The sequence below is a fragment of the Bradyrhizobium sp. AUGA SZCCT0158 genome, assembly GCF_018130065.1.
GTDB lineage: Bacteria > Pseudomonadota > Alphaproteobacteria > Rhizobiales > Xanthobacteraceae > Bradyrhizobium.
Window position 1 is genome coordinate 1 of record NZ_JAFCME010000053.1, and the last position, 16,328, is coordinate 16,328.

Annotated in this window: 12 protein-coding genes and 1 pseudogene; 9 read left to right on the forward strand and 4 right to left on the reverse strand. The window is 63.8% G+C overall.

Annotation, left to right across the window (positions count from 1 at the left end; translation table 11 throughout):
- Nucleotides 1-406: 406 nt before the first annotated feature.
- Together JQ574_RS35975 and JQ574_RS34435 are read right to left on the reverse strand one after the other, a co-directional pair.
- Nucleotides 407-3,013: pseudogene (locus JQ574_RS35975) on the reverse strand (CHAT domain-containing tetratricopeptide repeat protein).
- A gap of 83 nt (nt 3,014-3,096) precedes the next feature.
- Nucleotides 3,097-3,843, reverse strand: coding sequence for a HugZ family protein (locus JQ574_RS34435; RefSeq protein WP_212209789.1), 747 nt, complete (start codon nt 3,841-3,843; stop codon nt 3,097-3,099).
- 212 nt (nt 3,844-4,055) lie between these two features.
- On the opposite strand from JQ574_RS34435, the gene JQ574_RS34440 reads away from it, so the two are divergent.
- The 5 genes from JQ574_RS34440 to JQ574_RS34460 all read left to right on the forward strand — a co-directional run bounded on the left by JQ574_RS34440 (nt 4,056) and on the right by JQ574_RS34460 (nt 8,118).
- Nucleotides 4,056-4,757: a response regulator transcription factor gene (locus JQ574_RS34440; RefSeq protein ID WP_016843287.1), complete on the forward strand. Its 702-nt coding sequence runs from the start codon at nt 4,056-4,058 to the stop codon at nt 4,755-4,757.
- 173 nt (nt 4,758-4,930) lie between these two features.
- Nucleotides 4,931-6,742: a sensor histidine kinase gene (locus JQ574_RS34445; protein WP_212209790.1), complete on the forward strand. Its 1,812-nt coding sequence runs from the start codon at nt 4,931-4,933 to the stop codon at nt 6,740-6,742.
- Entirely contained in the window at nt 6,739-7,260 is a 522-nt protein-coding gene (locus JQ574_RS34450; protein ID WP_212209791.1) for an HPr kinase/phosphorylase, read from the forward strand. The genes JQ574_RS34445 and JQ574_RS34450 overlap by 4 nt, the downstream gene beginning before the upstream one ends.
- Before the next feature lie 133 nt (nt 7,261-7,393).
- Nucleotides 7,394-7,795: a PTS sugar transporter subunit IIA gene (locus JQ574_RS34455; protein ID WP_021076632.1), complete on the forward strand. Its 402-nt coding sequence runs from the start codon at nt 7,394-7,396 to the stop codon at nt 7,793-7,795.
- On the forward strand, nt 7,792-8,118 hold the full coding sequence (locus tag JQ574_RS34460; RefSeq protein ID WP_212209792.1) for an HPr family phosphocarrier protein: 327 nt from the start codon (nt 7,792-7,794) through the stop codon (nt 8,116-8,118). Before JQ574_RS34455 ends, JQ574_RS34460 begins: the two co-directional genes overlap by 4 nt.
- A 183-nt stretch (nt 8,119-8,301) precedes the next feature.
- Here the strand turns inward: JQ574_RS34460 and JQ574_RS34465 are convergent, their stop codons facing one another.
- Nucleotides 8,302-9,099 (reverse strand): SDR family NAD(P)-dependent oxidoreductase, encoded by a 798-nt coding sequence (locus JQ574_RS34465; protein WP_212209793.1) that lies wholly within the window; start codon nt 9,097-9,099, stop codon nt 8,302-8,304.
- A gap of 20 nt (nt 9,100-9,119) precedes the next feature.
- A complete protein-coding gene (locus JQ574_RS34470; protein ID WP_212209794.1) occupies nt 9,120-10,724 on the reverse strand; it encodes a glycosyltransferase family 39 protein in 1,605 nt (534 codons plus the stop codon).
- Between the two features lie 115 nt (nt 10,725-10,839).
- Between JQ574_RS34470 and lepA the strand changes: the two genes are divergently transcribed.
- The 4 genes from lepA to JQ574_RS34490 all read left to right on the forward strand — a co-directional run bounded on the left by lepA (nt 10,840) and on the right by JQ574_RS34490 (nt 15,806).
- Nucleotides 10,840-12,651, forward strand: coding sequence for a translation elongation factor 4 (lepA, locus tag JQ574_RS34475; RefSeq protein ID WP_212209795.1), 1,812 nt, complete (start codon nt 10,840-10,842; stop codon nt 12,649-12,651).
- A 171-nt stretch (nt 12,652-12,822) separates the two neighbouring features.
- On the forward strand, nt 12,823-14,070 hold the full coding sequence (locus JQ574_RS34480; RefSeq protein ID WP_212209796.1) for an MFS transporter: 1,248 nt from the start codon (nt 12,823-12,825) through the stop codon (nt 14,068-14,070).
- A 90-nt stretch (nt 14,071-14,160) separates the two neighbouring features.
- Nucleotides 14,161-15,333: an acyl-CoA dehydrogenase family protein gene (locus JQ574_RS34485; protein ID WP_212209797.1), complete on the forward strand. Its 1,173-nt coding sequence runs from the start codon at nt 14,161-14,163 to the stop codon at nt 15,331-15,333.
- A 23-nt stretch (nt 15,334-15,356) separates the two neighbouring features.
- On the forward strand, nt 15,357-15,806 hold the full coding sequence (locus JQ574_RS34490; RefSeq protein ID WP_312017852.1) for a DUF1801 domain-containing protein: 450 nt from the start codon (nt 15,357-15,359) through the stop codon (nt 15,804-15,806).
- Nucleotides 15,807-16,328: the final 522 nt, after the last annotated feature.

Sequence of the window (16,328 nt, forward strand, 5' to 3'; positions counted from 1 at the left end):
CCTGACGACAGCGAATATTGGTAGAGCTGCGGCGCTCCGAGGTTCCAGCGAACCTCTTTGAGTTTCTTTAAACCGAATTTATCGGCGCCAAAGGCACCGTTACGTAGACCCGTCTCTTGCACGAAGAACCTCCTCGAACCCGCGTATCTCGATCGCGCGAATGCCGCTAAACGCGCTTCTGTCGCGGTGACCACTGAATATAGCCTTCCGGCTCCGGTCCGGCGACCTAATACTTGGCAACGCCGTGCTTGCCAAGCCGATCCAACGCGTTTTGGTTTATTCCAGACAAGGCCTTGATCCAGATCAAGCACTTGCTGCGGCGCGGGGGCGAACACGCACGCTCAACGCGCGACCATCAGCCGCGCGATAGCGCTACCATTCAGTTATTGCGTCGCACAATCTGATTTTAGCGGGTCGCACCCTCGCCGATCAGCGCAAACGGCGCCCAGAATGCCGGATAGGCATTTCGGGGCGAGGAAGCATCGCTGAGATAGGCCAGCATCGACTGGCGCAGCGCCTCGGCCCGGCCGAGCTTCGGGTCGGCCTTGAGCCGGTCGAACGTCGATGTCGTCAGCCGCGTGGCGGCCGCGGAATCCACCGCCCAGTGCGAGACCAGCAATGCACGCGCGCCGGCATAGAAGAACGATCGCGCCAATCCCGAAAGCGCTTCGGCGCCAGGCTTGTCGCCGGCGATCGTGTTGCAGGCTGACAGCACCACCCAATCGGCGTTGAGTTTCAGCTGCGCCACTTCGCTCGACGTGAGCAGGCCGTCGTCGAGTTCGGACGGCTGCTTCGGAATGCTCAGCACCAGCGAGGGCTCAGCGATCCCCTTCACGTCACCGGCGACGAGGCCGTGGGTGGCGAAATAGACGATGCTGTAATCGGCGAGCCGGGCACGCTTGACCGTGGTTTCGCTGGCATTCTCGCCGAGATGAATATCGCTTTCGGAAACGCCGAGATCCTTTGCGACCGCATTGAGTTCGTCGGCGGTGTCAGGCAATTGCGACAGCACGCGAGAGAGCCGCGCGCGATCGACGCCGGCGCCTTGCCAGAAGTCGGTATAGGCGACGTTGGTGACGCCGCGCGCCGCGGACTTGATCGCCGCCGGCTTGGCTGCGCCGCGCTTGTCGCCGCTGCTATCCTGCAACGGATTGAACAGCGGATCGCCGAAACCGGTCATCGGTTTGGTGGTTTGATCCCTGCGGGCAATCGCCCGCAGCGTCTTCAGGCTTGTGACCGACGGCAACACCGACACCGCGTGACGCTTGAGCAGCCAGGCGGCATCGCGGTAACCGTCGAGTTTTTCCGGGATCGCGGCCGGCGGCTTCTCCGTCACCAGCAAATGAAACGGCAGCGCCGTCAACGCGCCTGTCGGAACAATCAAAAGGCTGCGCTTGCCCTTTAGCCGCGTCTCGACGCGTCCCAGCAGGTGGTTGTACATCCAGTGGGAGAATTCGAGATTGAACAGCGTGGATTTGCCGGACGCATCGCCGGCATTGGCGATATCCAGTCCACGGCGGAAATCCGCGACCAATTTGTACATCTCTTCCGAGCCACGCCCGATCGGGGACCAGTCAAAACCCTCGCGCGTGATCGCAATGGCGTAGCTGTCCTTCACCGTGGCCGTGAGCAGCACCATCGCCTCGTCGCCTGACAGCAACGACTGGATCTCCTTCACCGTCATCGGCAGCGGATTAGACAGCGCGGCGTAATCTGGAAACTCAGCAGACAAGGTCTTTTGCAACGACGGGCGCTCGCTCGAAATGGCGGCGAGCCGGGCCTTGCTCCGCTGCTCGGCCGCAAGGTCACGCTTCGATCGCTCTTTGGAGACCGCCGCCACCAGAGCCTTGTCCAGGGCTTCGGCCTCCGTTGCGAGATCCTGATCGCGGCGAACCAGTTCGGCGAGCCGGTCGTTACCCGCGGCGAGCCGCACGGCCAATTTGTTGACAGCCGACGCCGCCGACGACTGCGTGCCGCGCTGGATCGCCATCGACAGCTTGGTCGGTCGGTATCAGTTTGTTGCGCTCGGCATCCGCCAGCACCGAGAGGACGGCATAGAGTTCGCCGCGCCCGCTTGCGACCAGCCGCAATGCCAGCGGCAACGCCTTTTCCGGATAACCTGTATTCGCCTGGAAGAGCGGCCAGATTGTTCATGGATCTGGCGGTATCCGGATGATCCGGACCGACGGCGCGTTCACGGATTGCCAGCGCCCGCTCGAAAAGCCGCTCGGCCTCGCGGACGCGGTCCGTCGGCCCATCGTAGAGCTCCGCCAGATTGTTCAGCGAGCGCGCCACGTCGGGATGATCGGGGCCGAGCACCTTCTCGCGGATCGCCAGCGAGCGCTTGATCAGCGGCTCCGCCTTGGCGAAGTGGCCCTCGACCTTCTCGACCTGGCCGAGATTGTTCAGAAGCGTCGCGACCGCGGGATGTTCAGGACCCGCCGCTTTCTCAGATCGCCAGCGCGCGCCTGAACAACGGCCGGGAGTCGTCATGGCGGCCCTGCTTCTCGTAATGGGTGCCCAGATTGTTCAGGGACTGCGCGACGTCGGGATGCCCGGATCCCAGCGACCGCTCACGGATCGCCAGCGCCCGCTTGAACAGCGGCTCAGCTTCGGCGTAGCGCTCCTGGCGCTGATAGAGCGCCGCGAGATTGTTTAGCGCGGCAGCGATCTCCGGCGATCCGGCGCCAGTTGTCTTCTCCAGGATCGCGATCGCTCGCCTCGACAGCGGTTCGGCGTCAGCGTCCCTGCCCTGACTGCCATAAAGCTGCGCCAGATTATTCAGCGCGGCTCCGACGTCGCGATGCGCGGGGCCGTATTTCTTCTCCAGGGATTCGACCTGCCCCTGCGCCAGCGCGACAGCTTCGGCATATTTTCCGGCGCGGCTGAGGTCGTTGATTTTGGCGCTGAGCGCCGCGGTCTCGCTTTTTTGCGCCGAGGACGGCGCGCTGAGACACGTGCTTGCGAAAAGCGTGAGCCCTGCAAGCAGGATCACTCGAGTGCGGGAATTCATGATGCGGGCTTAACCTTTGGCCAATTCGCGCGGGAGTGTGGATTAGGTCGCGCGAGCGGCTGCCGCCGTTCAAATTCCGGCACTCAAGGACTGGCGGGCTCTTTGGCCCGGGCCTCGCCCGCCAGCCGGACCAGCATCTTGCGTAAGGCAGTCCCGTTGGTGACCCGTTCCGGGAAATCCAGCCGCAGCGTGACGCTGCCTGCCTGCATATCCATGCCATCGGGGTCGCAGCCGGTGCAGGCCCAGTCGGCGCTACCTGCCCCGAGCAGGCGCGTCGCGTAGAGGTTCATCGCCTCGCGGTGGTCCTCGTTCATGTGTTCCACGGCGCCCTGTTCGGCTTCCAACAGCCCCTCGGCATCGCTGATATCGGTCAGGAACTGCTCGGGGGTCAGGTCGATGATCCGGCCAAAGCCGGCGACCAGATGGGCGCCCGTTGGCACGATCCGGAAGAACGAAAAATCCTTAAAATCTACAAAGACTTGCGCGGATGGATGGGCGTTGAGGTAGCGCCGGCGCAAGGTTTCGGCCGCCTCGCCCGCGGCCTCCTCGGCCCGGCCTGCCAGCATGATCCTGGCGCCCTCCAGGGGGTCGCCGGCGGCGCGCTCGTCCAGCATCAGCGAGACCCTGTTATCGGCCAGAATATTCTTCGTATGCAGCGCCAGCCGGGAGATCAGCAGGATGGGCGACGCATCAAAATGACAGGCGATGTTGACCAGCGAGCAATAGGGGTCGCCGCTGCCGGCCATCAGGGTTCCCAACGCGCCCTGCCGGCTGCGCCGCAGCAGCGAGCGGGCCAGTTTGGAAGGATTAAAATCAGCGGTCGGTTGCATGGGTTTTCCAGCCATTTTACTGCAAAAAGGGCCTTTTCTCAGGCCTTGAGGGTGCTATATGGGGGCTACGCATCGTTCGCGGAACGTTTTGCGGAACTCGGTCACACTTCAGCCCAGCTTGCATTGCTCGTAGACCGAATACGAAGCTCATTTATACGGCGCATGGCTGAGTTGCCCGCCGTTTAAGCCACTTCTCTTTCGAAAGCAGGCTCATGCCCACAATCGCCTTGGTCGATGACGACCGCAACATTCTCACTTCCGTCTCGATCGCGCTCGAAGCCGAAGGCTATCGCATCATGACCTATACGGATGGTGCGTCGGCGCTCGATGGTTTCCGCACCTCGCCGCCGGACCTTGCGATCCTCGACATCAAGATGCCGCGCATGGACGGTATGGAGACGCTGCGGCGGCTGCGGCAGAAGTCCGATCTGCCGGTCATCTTCCTCACCTCCAAGGATGAAGAGATCGACGAATTATTCGGCCTCAAGATGGGCGCCGACGATTTCATCCGCAAGCCGTTCTCCCAGCGCCTGCTGGTCGAGCGCGTCAAGGCCGTGCTGCGCAGGGGACAGCCCAAGGATCCGACCGCCGCACCGAAGGAGCCGGATGCGCGTGCGCTCGACCGCGGCCTGCTGCGAATGGATCCGGAGCGTCACACCTGCACCTGGAAGAACGAGCCGGTGACGCTGACGGTGACCGAGTTCCTGATCCTGCAGGCCTTGGCGACGCGGCCCGGTGTGGTGAAAAGCCGCAACGCGCTGATGGACGCGGCCTATGACGATCAGGTCTATGTCGACGACCGCACCATCGACAGCCACATCAAACGGCTGCGCAAGAAGTTCAAGGTGGTGGACGACGATTTCGAGATGATCGAGACGCTTTACGGCGTCGGCTATCGCTTCAAGGAAGCCTGATCTGCACTTTTGGTCTTTTTTGTTTGAGCATGATCTTTTCGGAAAACCGGTGTCCACTTTTCCGGATCATGCTCAAGCGGCTCGTTAACTGACGCCTTGGCGCGTCTGGGGTAGGATTGAGCGCGCGAGCAGCGCTTTGCAGGGACAGTCGAGACAACCGGCAGTTTTAGCCATTGCTAGATCGAACGCAGCCTGATCGAGGCCGGAACAACGAGGACGCATCTGCGTCCCTCGATCGGGATTACGTTGCCGACGACAAGGCGCAGAGCCAGGGCTGGTGGCGGCCGCTGGGCTGGCTCCGTCGCGCCGGGCAATTCTTCTTTGCACTCTCTTTCTCCAGTCTCACCCGCCGCATCGTCTCGCTCAACCTGGCGGGCCTCGTCGCGCTGGTGGCGAGCATCCTCTATCTGTCGCAGTTCCGCGCCGGCCTGATCGAGGCGCGCGCACAGAGCTTGCTGGTGTATGCCGAGATCATCTCCGAAGCGGTCGCGACCTCGGCCACCGTCGAGGGCGGCACCATCACCGTCGATCCCGACCGCCTGCTCGATCTGAAGCCCGGAGAAAGCTATGGCATCCCGGACGAGTATTCCGACTTTCCGATCAACCCGGAGCGCGTCGCGCCGGTGTTGCGCCGTCTGATCGCGCCGACCAAGACGCGCGCACGTATTTTCGACCGAGAAGGCGGGCTTATCCTGGACAGCCGCAATCTGTTTGCCCGCGGCGACGTGCTGCGGTTCGAATTGCCACCACCGTCGGCCGACAAGCCCAATATCGCCGAGCGGACGCTGACCGCGATCCGTACCTGGTTCAATCGCGGCGATCTGCCGATCTATCGCGAACTCGGCCCCGAGGGCGGCAAAGGCTATCAGGAAGTCGCGCAATCGCTGGGCGGCCAGAAGAGCAGCATGGTCCGCGTCAATGAGCGCGGCGCGGTCATCGTGTCGGTGGCGGTGCCGGTGCAGCACTTCCGCGCGGTGCGTGGCGCGCTGATGCTCACGACCCAGGGCGACGACATCGACCAGATGGTCGGCGCCGAGCGCTGGGCGATCCTGAAAATCGGCGGCGTCGCCTCCGCCGTCATGATCGTATTGTCGCTGCTGCTGGCGAGCACGATCGCCGGTCCAGTGCGGCGACTGGCCGACGGCGCCGAGCGCGTTCGCCGCCGCATCCAGACCCGTGTCGAAATTCCCGACTTCACCCGCCGCCGCGACGAGATCGGCCATCTCTCCGGCGCGCTGCGCGACATGACCAACGCGCTCTACAGCCGCATCGAGGCGATCGAGATGTTCGCCGCCGACGTCGCCCATGAACTGAAGAACCCGCTGACCTCGCTGCGCTCGGCGGTGGAAACGCTGCCGCTGGCGCGCAACGAAAACAGCCGCGCGCGGCTGCTCGCCGTCATCGAACACGACGTCAGGCGGCTCGACCGGCTGATCTCAGACATTTCCGACGCCAGCCGCCTCGACGCCGAACTGCAGCGGCAGGATATGGCCCCGGTCGATTTCAGGCGCTTGCTGACGACGCTGACCTCGGTCGCCAATGAAACCAAGCTCGGCCACGACGTCTCCGTCGAGGCGCGCTTCGAGGGCCGCAGCCCGACCGATACCTTCTCGGTTCCCGGCCATGATTCGCGGCTCGGCCAGGTGATCTCCAACCTGCTGTCGAACGCTCAATCCTTCTCCCACGCCGGCGGCAAGGTGCGCATCGTCTGCCGCCGCGTCCGTTCGGAAATCGAAATCGTGGTCGACGACGACGGCCCTGGAATCGGCGAGGATGCGCTCGAACGCATCTTCGAGCGCTTTTACACCGACCGGCCGCATCAGGGTTTTGGCCAGAATTCCGGCCTCGGCCTGTCGATCTCCAAGCAGATCATCGAGGCCCATGGCGGGCGTATCTGGGCGGAAAACCGCGCCGGTCCGGCCGACGCCGACGGCAACCCGACGGTCGCCGGCGCACGCTTCGTGGTCAGGCTGCCGACGCCATGACTGAGAATGCCAGCGTGCACGCCTCCGCCGTGCTGGTTGGCGACCGCGCCGTCCTGATCCGCGGGCCCTCGGGTTCCGGCAAGTCACGGCTGGCCTTCGACCTGATTCTGGCCGGCCGTACCGGCCAGGTTCCACCGGCCGTTTTGGTCGGCGATGACCGTGTCCATCTGGGCACACTGGCCGGAGAATTGTGGGTCCGCCCGGCGGCCGAACTGGCCGGCCTGATCGAAATCCGCGGCCTCGGGATTCGCCGCTGTGATTGCATCAGCGAGGCGGTAGTCGGTCTGGTTGTTGATCTCGCGGCTGATGACGCGGAACGGCTGCCGTCGCCGGAAGCCCTCGTAGTCAGTCTTAATGGTGTTTCGATACCGAGAATCCCTGTCGGAACCGGCTTTCAGCCCCTTCCGCTGGTTGTCGCCGCGCTGACGACAACTGAAAGTTCACCTTCCGGTAATAATACGGCCGATTGTGTGAAGGGGTTTGGTAACCATATAAGCCCCACTATCGCGACCGAATAAGACCGGCGCAGGCTCCCCTCTCTGCCACCAAGTTTCCGGGAGAATAGCCAAGATGCCCTCTTGCGCGGGGCCTCTGGATGGTCAAAGTGGCGCGTTCGTGCGGTGCACCAAAAGCACCCGCGAGGAGTTTCCGATGATTGGTCTAGTGCTTGTGACCCATGGGCGCCTTGCCGACGAGTTCAGGGCGGCGCTCGAACATGTCATGGGTCCGCAGAAACAAATTGAAGCGATTACGATCGGGGCCGAGGACGACTCCGATTTGTGTCGAAGCGACATTATCGAAGCGGTGAATCGCGTCGACAGTGGCGATGGAGTTGCTATCCTTACCGACATGTTCGGTGGCACCCCCTCCAACCTGGCGATCTCCTGCATGAGCCGCCCCAAGGTGGAAGTACTCGCAGGTATCAACCTTCCCATGCTGGTGAAGCTTGCCAAGGTGCGCGAAGAGCGCTCGCTTCCGGACGCCATCGCGATGGCCCAGGAAGCCGGTCGCAAATACGTCACCATCGCCAGCCGCGTGCTTGCCGGCAAATGAGCGACGAGGCCGCGCCCGGAAACGACGTCGGGCCGAGCGTGCCTTCAGGCGCCATTTCCCGGGAACTTCTCATCATCAACAAACGCGGACTGCACGCGCGCGCGTCGGCCAAATTCGTGCAGATGGTCGAGCGTTTCAACGCCGAGGTCTGGGTGACGCGCGGCAATGAGACCGTCGGCGGCACCTCGATCATGGGATTGATGATGCTGGCGGCAGGCCCCGGCACCACGGTGACGGTTTCCGCCACCGGCCCAGAGGCGCAGGCCGCGGTCGATGCGATCGCGGGTCTTGTCGCCGACAAGTTCAACGAAGAAGGCGTGTGAGACACCAGCGCCTCTTGTCACCTCGCCCCGCTTGCGGGAGAGGTCGGATCGCACTTGCGATCCGGGTGAGGGGGTACAGGTCCAACCGCAACATCGAGCTTGCGGATAGAGCCCCTCACCCCAACCCTCTAAGAGCGAGCATAGCTCGTCTCGACCCCGCAAGAGCGGGGCGAGGGAGTCTCGTCAAAACGGATTGGTGACGATGCCGCCGTCGGCGCGCAACGCGGCGCCGTTGGTGGCGCTGGAGGCTTTCGAGCAGACGTAGCAGATCAGATTGGCGATCTCCTCGGGCTCGGCGTAGCGCTGCAACAGCGAGGCCGGCCGCCGTTCGCTGAAGGTGCGTGCGACGAGGTCGTCGACGGTCGTTCCCATGCCCTTGGCACGCGCGGCCAGCCGCACCGGCGCCATCTCGACCCAGGTCGGCCCCGGCATGACCGAATTGACGGTCACGTTGGTCGCCTTGGTGAGTTCGGCGGCGCCGCGCGCCACCACGAGCTGGGCGGCCTTGGAGAAGCCGTAGTGAACCATCTCCTTGGGAATGAAGACGCCGGATTCGCTGGAGACGAACACGACGCGGCCCCAGTCCTTGTTATCAAGCATCCGCTTCAGATAATGCCGGGTGAGACGCACGCCGCTCATGACGTTGACTTCGAACATCCTCGTCCAGTCGGAATCCTCGATATCGAAGAATCCCTTCGGCTCGTAGATACCGAGATTGTTGACGAGGATGTCGACCTCGGGGAACTGCGCCGTAAGCGCGGCGCAGCCTTCGGCGCCCCCGAGATCGACCGCCGCCGAGTGCACCTCGGCCGCAGGCGCGGCTTGCCGAACCTTTGACATGGCTTCGGTGACGGCGGCTTGCTCTCTTCCGTTGACGATGACTTCCGCACCCATCCGCGCAAGCCCGATGGCGGTTGCGAGACCGATGCCGCGCGTCGAGCCGGTGACCAGCGCGGTCTTTCCAGTCAAATCGAGATTCATGCGTTTCCCCAATTCCCTTTTTATTTCTTTTCCGGCGGCACCACTATCACGTTCCAGATCGTGGCAGGGCCCGGGCCCCCTGAGAAAAACCTTCGCGTCGTGATCACCAAGCGCTCGCCATTGGCGGCATGGTCCTTCATCCATGCCTCGCATCTTTCGAACTTCCAGTCGCCGGTCTCGCAGATCCCGATAAAGCCGGATCGCTTGGCCTCCTCGAGCGAGGTCAGCCCCGACGACCACGGCTCGTACGGCGTCAGGACCGCCGGATGATCGACGCTGTAGAAGGTGACGGGGTGGCCGATATCGCTGTAGGCCGCCACCACGGGCACGGCTGAGAAAAACCGCCGGTGCCAGACCTCGGTCAGCTCGCGCGCAAGTTCGGAGCGCGCCCGGTAGCTGGCGCCTTCGTTGCGATGCTGGCCGGCATCGTAGGCAGCGATCTGCGGCGATACGACCAACACCGCCAGCGTCAGCACCAGCCAGGTCGCGGTCAGCCGAAACAGCGCCAGCTGCCGCACGCGCAGCGCCGGGATCGCGATCAGCGCCAGCGGTACCAGGAAGAACAGCGGGATGCCCCAATCGGTCTTGATGTAGACCTGGAACAGCACCGCGCCGAGCGGCGGCCCGATCGCCACCACCGCCTGGATCAGCCAGACATTGAGCGCCTGTGCGCGGTTGACGCTGGCATTCGCACCGCGCGACCAGAACGCAAAAGACGGCTTGCGCCAGCGCGACGGCCACGCCAGCGCTACTCCCGCCAGCACCACCGGCAACGCCAGCAGCGCGAGATTATGGCCGACATAACCGAGCGCCAGGTTATCGATCATGCGACGGTCGGTGAGCGAATAGATTTCGCCGGCATAGGTGAACGGGACGAAGTTCACCTCCCTCAGCCAGATCAAATGCGGGAACATCGCCACGACGAGCACGAAGATGGCCACCCACGGCGCCGGCGAGCGCAGGAATTGCAGGCGCTGCGGGTGGATCAGCGCGGCGAGGCCGATGGCGCCGATCATGGTCAGCGCCCAGTATTTGGTCATCAGCGCCAGCGCACCAGCGATCCCAAGCAACCATCCGGATTTCACGCTGCGCTTCTCGAACGCGTCGAGATAGGCCAGCACGAGAAGCGGCAGCGTCACCAGCTGCAGCAGGTCCGGATTGTACTTGAAGCCCTTGAAGTTGAAGATCGGATAGAGCGCGAGCATCACCACGACGAGGAAGGCGCGGCGGTGATCGACCACACGCAGCGCCAGCAGCCAGCAGATCACCAGTCCCAGGCCCAGCGTCGTCATCGCCAGCGCGTAGGTCGCCCAATCGGTGACCGGGAACAGCCTGAACCAGGCGCCCGCGACCCATCCCGACAGCGGCGGATGCTTGCCATAGCCGAGCAGGAACTTCTGGCCCCAGCCGAACGCCTCGGCGACGTCCATATGGATGTCCTGGCCGGTCTTCAGATTGACCAGGATCAGCGTCCAGAGCGCGGCATGGACCACGGCAAAGCCGCTCACCAGCCACAAAGCGCCCTTGGGATCGCTGGCGCGCGCGGCCAGCCATGCCGCCAGCCGCCGGACGGACCATCTGCGCCTGGAACGCGCGGCGGCGGGTAAAATTGATGCAGTCGACATGGACCCGTGCGTAGCGCGTTTTTGGCGCGCGTGGAATCGGCTTGGCGTGAAGAATGCCCCTTAAAATACAGCAATATGGTTGCCGCACGGGGATGTGAATGCTATCCCGCGCCCCATGACAACTGCCCCGATTTCCAACATCCGCAACTTCTCCATCGTCGCCCATATCGACCATGGTAAATCGACGCTGGCCGACCGCCTGATCCAGACCACCGGCGGGCTGACCGATCGCGAAATGGCGGGCAAGGAGCAGGTGCTCGATTCCATGGATATCGAGCGCGAGCGCGGCATCACCATCAAGGCGCAGACGGTCCGGCTGAAATACCATGCCAAGGACGGCAAGGATTACATCTTCAACTTGATGGACACGCCGGGCCATGTCGACTTCGCCTACGAAGTCTCGCGCTCGCTGGCGGCCTGTGAAGGATCGCTGCTGGTGGTCGACGCCAGCCAGGGCGTCGAGGCGCAGACGCTCGCCAACGTCTACCACGCGCTCGACGCGGGTCATGAGATCGTGCCGGTGCTCAACAAGGTCGACCTGCCCGCGGCCGAACCCGAAAAGGTCAGGCAGCAGATCGAGGACGTGATCGGCATCAGCGCCGCCGACGCGGTGATGATCTCGGCCAAGACCGGGCTTGGCATTCCCGACGTGCTGGAAGCCATCGTCACCCGCCTGCCGCCGCCGAAGGGCGACCGCGAGGCGACGCTGAAGGCGCTGCTGGTGGACAGCTGGTACGACGTCTATCTCGGCGTCGTCGTCCTCATTCGTGTCGTCGACGGCACGATGAGGAAGGGCAGCCGCATCCGCATGATGGGCACCAATGCCGCCTATGACGTCGAGCGCGTCGGCTTCTTCACCCCGAAGATGACGCAGGTCGACGAACTCGGCCCCGGCGAGATCGGCTTCATCACCGCGGCGATCAAGGAAGTCGCCGACACGAGAGTGGGCGACACCATCACCGACGATCGCAAGCCGATCACCGACATGCTGCCGGGCTTCAAGCCGGCGATCCCCGTGGTGTTCTGCGGCCTGTTCCCGGTCGATGCCGACGACTTCGAAACGTTGCGCGCGGCGATGGGCAAGCTGCGCCTCAATGATGCGAGCTTCTCGTTCGAGATGGAAACCTCCGCCGCGCTCGGCTTCGGTTTCCGCTGCGGCTTCCTCGGGCTGCTGCATCTGGAAATCATCCAGGAGCGCCTGCAGCGCGAATTCGATCTCAACCTGATCGCGACCGCGCCGAGCGTGATCTACAAGATGCACCTCACCGATGGGCAGGAGATCGAGATCCACAATCCCGTCGACATGCCCGACGTGGTCAAGATCGCCGAGATCCAGGAGCCGTGGATCGAAGCCACCATCCTGACCCCGGACGAGTATCTCGGCAGCGTCCTGAAACTGTGCCAGGACCGCCGCGGTTCGCAGAAGGAGCTGACATATGTCGGCTCGCGCGCGATGGTGAAATATGATCTGCCGCTCAACGAAGTCGTGTTCGATTTCTACGACCGGCTCAAATCGGTCTCGAAGGGCTACGCCTCGTTCGACTACCATCTCACCGACTACAAGCCCGCCGATCTCGTCAAGATGCAGATCCTCGTCAACAACGAGCCGGTCGACGCATTGTCGATGCTGGTGCATCGCACCCGCGCCGAGGGCCGTGGCCGCGCCATGGTTGAGCGGATGAAGGAACTGATCCCGCCGCACATGTTCCAGATCCCGATCCAGGCCGCGATCGGCGGCAAGGTGATCGCCCGCGAAACCGTCCGCGCGCTGCGCAAGGACGTCACCGCGAAATGCTACGGCGGCGACATCACGCGCAAGCGCAAGCTTCTGGAGAAGCAGAAGGAAGGCAAGAAGAAGATGCGGCAGTTCGGCAAGGTCGACATCCCGCAGGAAGCCTTCATCGCCGCGCTGAAGGTGGATAGCTGAGGCGCGCTTCGCGCACTTTGCCCGCTGGCTCAACGACCTGCGCCGCCCAAACCCTGGCGGTGAGATGCGAAAACCTGTGACCGGCCATTCATCCGCCGCCTTGCTCTGCCGCGGCGGATAGGTCACCATCGTCCCGCGCACACAAAAAATATTACAAGCGCGAGGAAACGCATGAGCAAGCCCGCCGGTTTCTCCCAGCCCGGCTCCTCCTATGGCTGGGTCGTCGTCGGCGCTGGCGCGCTGATGACCTGTGTCGGCTTCGGCACAATGCTGTCGCTGGCGGTGTTTCTGCAGCCGATTGCGACGGATACCGGCTGGTCGGTCAGCGGCGTCTCGGCCGCAGCGACGATCGATTTCCTTGCCATGGGATTTGCCGCGTTCTTCTGGGGCGCGCTGTCCGACCGGTTCGGCACCCGCATCGTGGTTTTGGCCGGCGCGGTGCTGCTGGGCATCGGCCTGGTCGGCGCGAGCCAGGCTGCGAGCCTCTGGCAATTCCAGTTTTTCTTCGGCGTATTGATCGGGATCGCGGCTGGCAGTTTCTATGCGCCGATGGTCGCGGCGGCGAGCGCCTGGATCGAACATCGCCGCAGCCTCGCGGTGGCGCTGGTGTCGGCCGGCATGGGCGTGTCGCCGCTGACGATTGCACCCTTCGCAAGCTATTTGATCACGGCCTATGACTGGCGCACGGCGATGCTGGTGATCGGCATCGCGTCCTGGGCGCTGTTGATCCCGGCATCGTTCCTGGTGCGTCCGGCGCCGCCGGCCGCAGCACCCGTGAGCGGCGGGCCTGACGTGCCGGAAGTACAATGGACGGTCGGGCAGGCGTTGCGTACCCCGCAATTCATCACGCTGGCATTGGCACATTTCGCCTGCTGCGCGGCGCATTCGGGGCCGATCTTCCACATGGTGAGCTACGCGATGATCTGCGGCATCGCGCCGCTGACCGCCGTCACCGTCTACAGCCTTGCCGGATTCTCCGGACTTGGCGGCCGGCTGCTGCTCGGCGTCATGGCCGATCGCCTCGGCGCCAAGCCGGTGCTGGTCGGCGGGCTGTTCGTGCAGGCGATGTCGGTCGCGACCTATCTCGCGGTCGGCCAGCTCGGCGAGTTCTATGCGCTGTCTGTGATCTTCGGACTCGCCTATGGCGGCGTGATGCCGCTCTATGCGGTGCTGGTGCGCGAATATTTCGGCGCGCGCATCATGGGCACGGTGTTCGGCGCGGTCTCCGCCTTTGCGAGCCTCGGCATGGCGCTGGGGCCGTTGGCCGGCGGATGGGTGTTCGACACTTTCCACGCCTATAACTGGCTCTACGTCGGCTCCTTCGCGATCGGCATTACGGCGGTCGCGGTGGCGCTGAGTTTCCCATCGGCGAAGCGGCCATCGCAGCCGTCGCTCGATCTCGGACGCGCCGCAGCCTGAGATGCGTATTCTCCGCCGCCTTGATCGAGGGCGGCGGATGGGCCACCATCGCCCCTCGCGCAAACAAAACAAGACAATGCGAGGAAGCGCATGAACAAGCACCCCGGCCTCGACCTCGTCGAGCGCGCGCGCATGCTGCAGCCATTGATCGCGCGCGACGCCGACGAGATCGAGCGGACGCGGCGGCTGACGCCTGATGTGACCACCGCCCTGATCGAGAACGGGCTTTATCGTTCGTTGCTGCCGCAGAGCCTCGGCGGCGCCGAGTTGCCGCTCGAGATCTTCATGCAGATGCAGGAGGAGATCGCCAAGGCCGATGCTTCCACCGCCTGGTGCCTCGGCCAGTGCAGCGTCTGCGCCATGACCGCCGCCTATCTCGATGCCGATGCCGCCAGCGAGATTTTCAACGTCGCGCCCGGCATCCTCGCCTGGGGCGCGATCAAGCATGAAGTGCAGGTGGTGCCCGGCGGCTACAAGGCCAGCGCGCGCTGGGATTTTGCCAGCGGCTCCCGGCAGGCGAGTTGGCTCGGCGCGCATGTCAGGGTTGTCGAGGCCGACGGCAGTCCGCGGCGCAAGGCGGACGGCTCGCCGGAAATCCGCACGATCCTGTTTCCGGTGGCTGATGCCACGATGTACGACGTCTGGGACGTCATCGGTCTGCGCGGCACCGGCACCGATTCCTACTCCGTCGATAATCTGTTCATCCCGGACAAATTCGCGGCGCTGCGCGACGACCCTGCGGCGCTCCGCGAACATGGCCCGCTCTACAAGCTCTCCACCAACATGGTGTTCAGCATGGGCTTTGCCGCGACCTCGCTCGGCGTCGCGCGCGCGACGCTGGATGCCGCCACCGATCTGGCGCGCGGCAAGACGCCGCAAGGCCTCAAGGCGATGCGCGACAACAACGCCGTGCAGGGCCTGATCGGGCGCACCGAGGCGAGTCTGCGCGCCGCGCGCGCCTATCTCTACACCACCGCCGCTGAAGTCTGGCGCGACCTCGCCCGCGGCGACGCCCTCACCGAACAGCACCGCATCGCGCTGCGGATCGCCGCGACCTGGACCATTCATCAATCGACATCCGTGGTCGATACCGCCTATCACATGGCCGGCGCCACCGCGGTGTTCAGCGCCAACAAGTTCGAGCGGCGCTTTCGCGACATGCACGCCATCGCGCAGCAGATCCAGGCCCGCGACACCCATTACGAGGATGCCGGTAAGGCGATTCTTTTCGCCAATCTCGACACGCCGCCGACGGCACGCTGAGGAGACTGGTGAGGAAAATGGTCGTGACGAAAGCTGTAAAGAAGCAGCCCGCAAAAAATCCGGCTACCGCCGTCGAAGCCGTCTTCGAGGCCTATCCCAAGCCGGTGCGGACAAAATTGCTGGCGCTGCGCCGGCTGATCTTCGACACCGCAAAATCTACCAAGGGCGTCGGCGCGCTGGAAGAGACGCTGAAATGGGGGCAGCCGAGCTATCTCACGCCGGAGACGAAGAGCGGCAGCACGATCCGGATCGACCAGGTCAAGCCGGTGCCTGGGCAGTATGCGGTCTACTTCCACTGCCAGACCAATCTGGTCGAGACGTTTCGCGAGCTTTATCCGGAGCTACGCTATGAGGGAAACCGAGCCATCCTTCTTGGCGCGGAGGATAAGGTGCCCGAAGCCGAGTTGCGCCACTGCGTGGCGCTGGCGCTGACGTATCATCTGGGCAAGCGGAAGGGCGGTGCGAGCAAGTAGCTCGCCTGATTCATTGTCAAACAGCCCATCTATTTCGTCGTCCCGGCCTTGAGCCGGGACCCATACTCCGCGGCAGTTATTATTGAAGAAGGTATCTGACGCCAGCGTTCTCGCCGATGGGCTGCGGCGTATGGGTCCCGGCTCGAGGCCGGGACGACAGCGTATTTGTTGTTGCACCGTCAACCAACGCAGTTTCGCATTCTCGCGACGCATGGCGCCCGAGGTTTGCTGGAAACTCCCGCCCTCTCATCGAGAGGGCGCAGGGAAGACCGGGTGCGCGCTGCACCCGCGGTCTCGTGTGCGAATAGTGCAAAGAAAGCTGCACACGAGCATACAGGGCAGCGGAGAACACCCGGCCTTCCCTGCGCAATGGCTTTACGGCTTATGCCGTGCTCTCCCCGGAGACGAGTTCTTGGTTGACTCCGTCGCTGCCGTTTCGGCTCTCGCCTACCCGACAGCTTGACACCTGCAACGGGCGCCAGGACCACACGGTTTTGCCGTACGCTTATCCACGCCATCGTC

Excerpts from the sequence above, each read along its gene's own strand:
- JQ574_RS34435 (WP_212209789.1), bottom strand. The coding sequence starts at position 3,843 with ATGCAACCGACCGCTGATTTTAATCCTTCCAAACTGGCCCGCTCGCTG.
- JQ574_RS34440 (WP_016843287.1), top strand. The coding sequence starts at position 4,056 with ATGCCCACAATCGCCTTGGTCGATGACGACCGCAACATTCTCACTTCC.
- JQ574_RS34450 (WP_212209791.1), top strand. The coding sequence starts at position 6,739 with ATGACTGAGAATGCCAGCGTGCACGCCTCCGCCGTGCTGGTTGGCGAC.
- JQ574_RS34455 (WP_021076632.1), top strand. The coding sequence starts at position 7,394 with ATGATTGGTCTAGTGCTTGTGACCCATGGGCGCCTTGCCGACGAGTTC.
- JQ574_RS34460 (WP_212209792.1), top strand. The coding sequence starts at position 7,792 with ATGAGCGACGAGGCCGCGCCCGGAAACGACGTCGGGCCGAGCGTGCCT.
- JQ574_RS34465 (WP_212209793.1), bottom strand. The coding sequence starts at position 9,099 with ATGAATCTCGATTTGACTGGAAAGACCGCGCTGGTCACCGGCTCGACG.
- JQ574_RS34470 (WP_212209794.1), bottom strand. The coding sequence starts at position 10,724 with ATGTCGACTGCATCAATTTTACCCGCCGCCGCGCGTTCCAGGCGCAGA.
- lepA (WP_212209795.1), top strand. The coding sequence starts at position 10,840 with ATGACAACTGCCCCGATTTCCAACATCCGCAACTTCTCCATCGTCGCC.
- JQ574_RS34480 (WP_212209796.1), top strand. The coding sequence starts at position 12,823 with ATGAGCAAGCCCGCCGGTTTCTCCCAGCCCGGCTCCTCCTATGGCTGG.
- JQ574_RS34485 (WP_212209797.1), top strand. The coding sequence starts at position 14,161 with ATGAACAAGCACCCCGGCCTCGACCTCGTCGAGCGCGCGCGCATGCTG.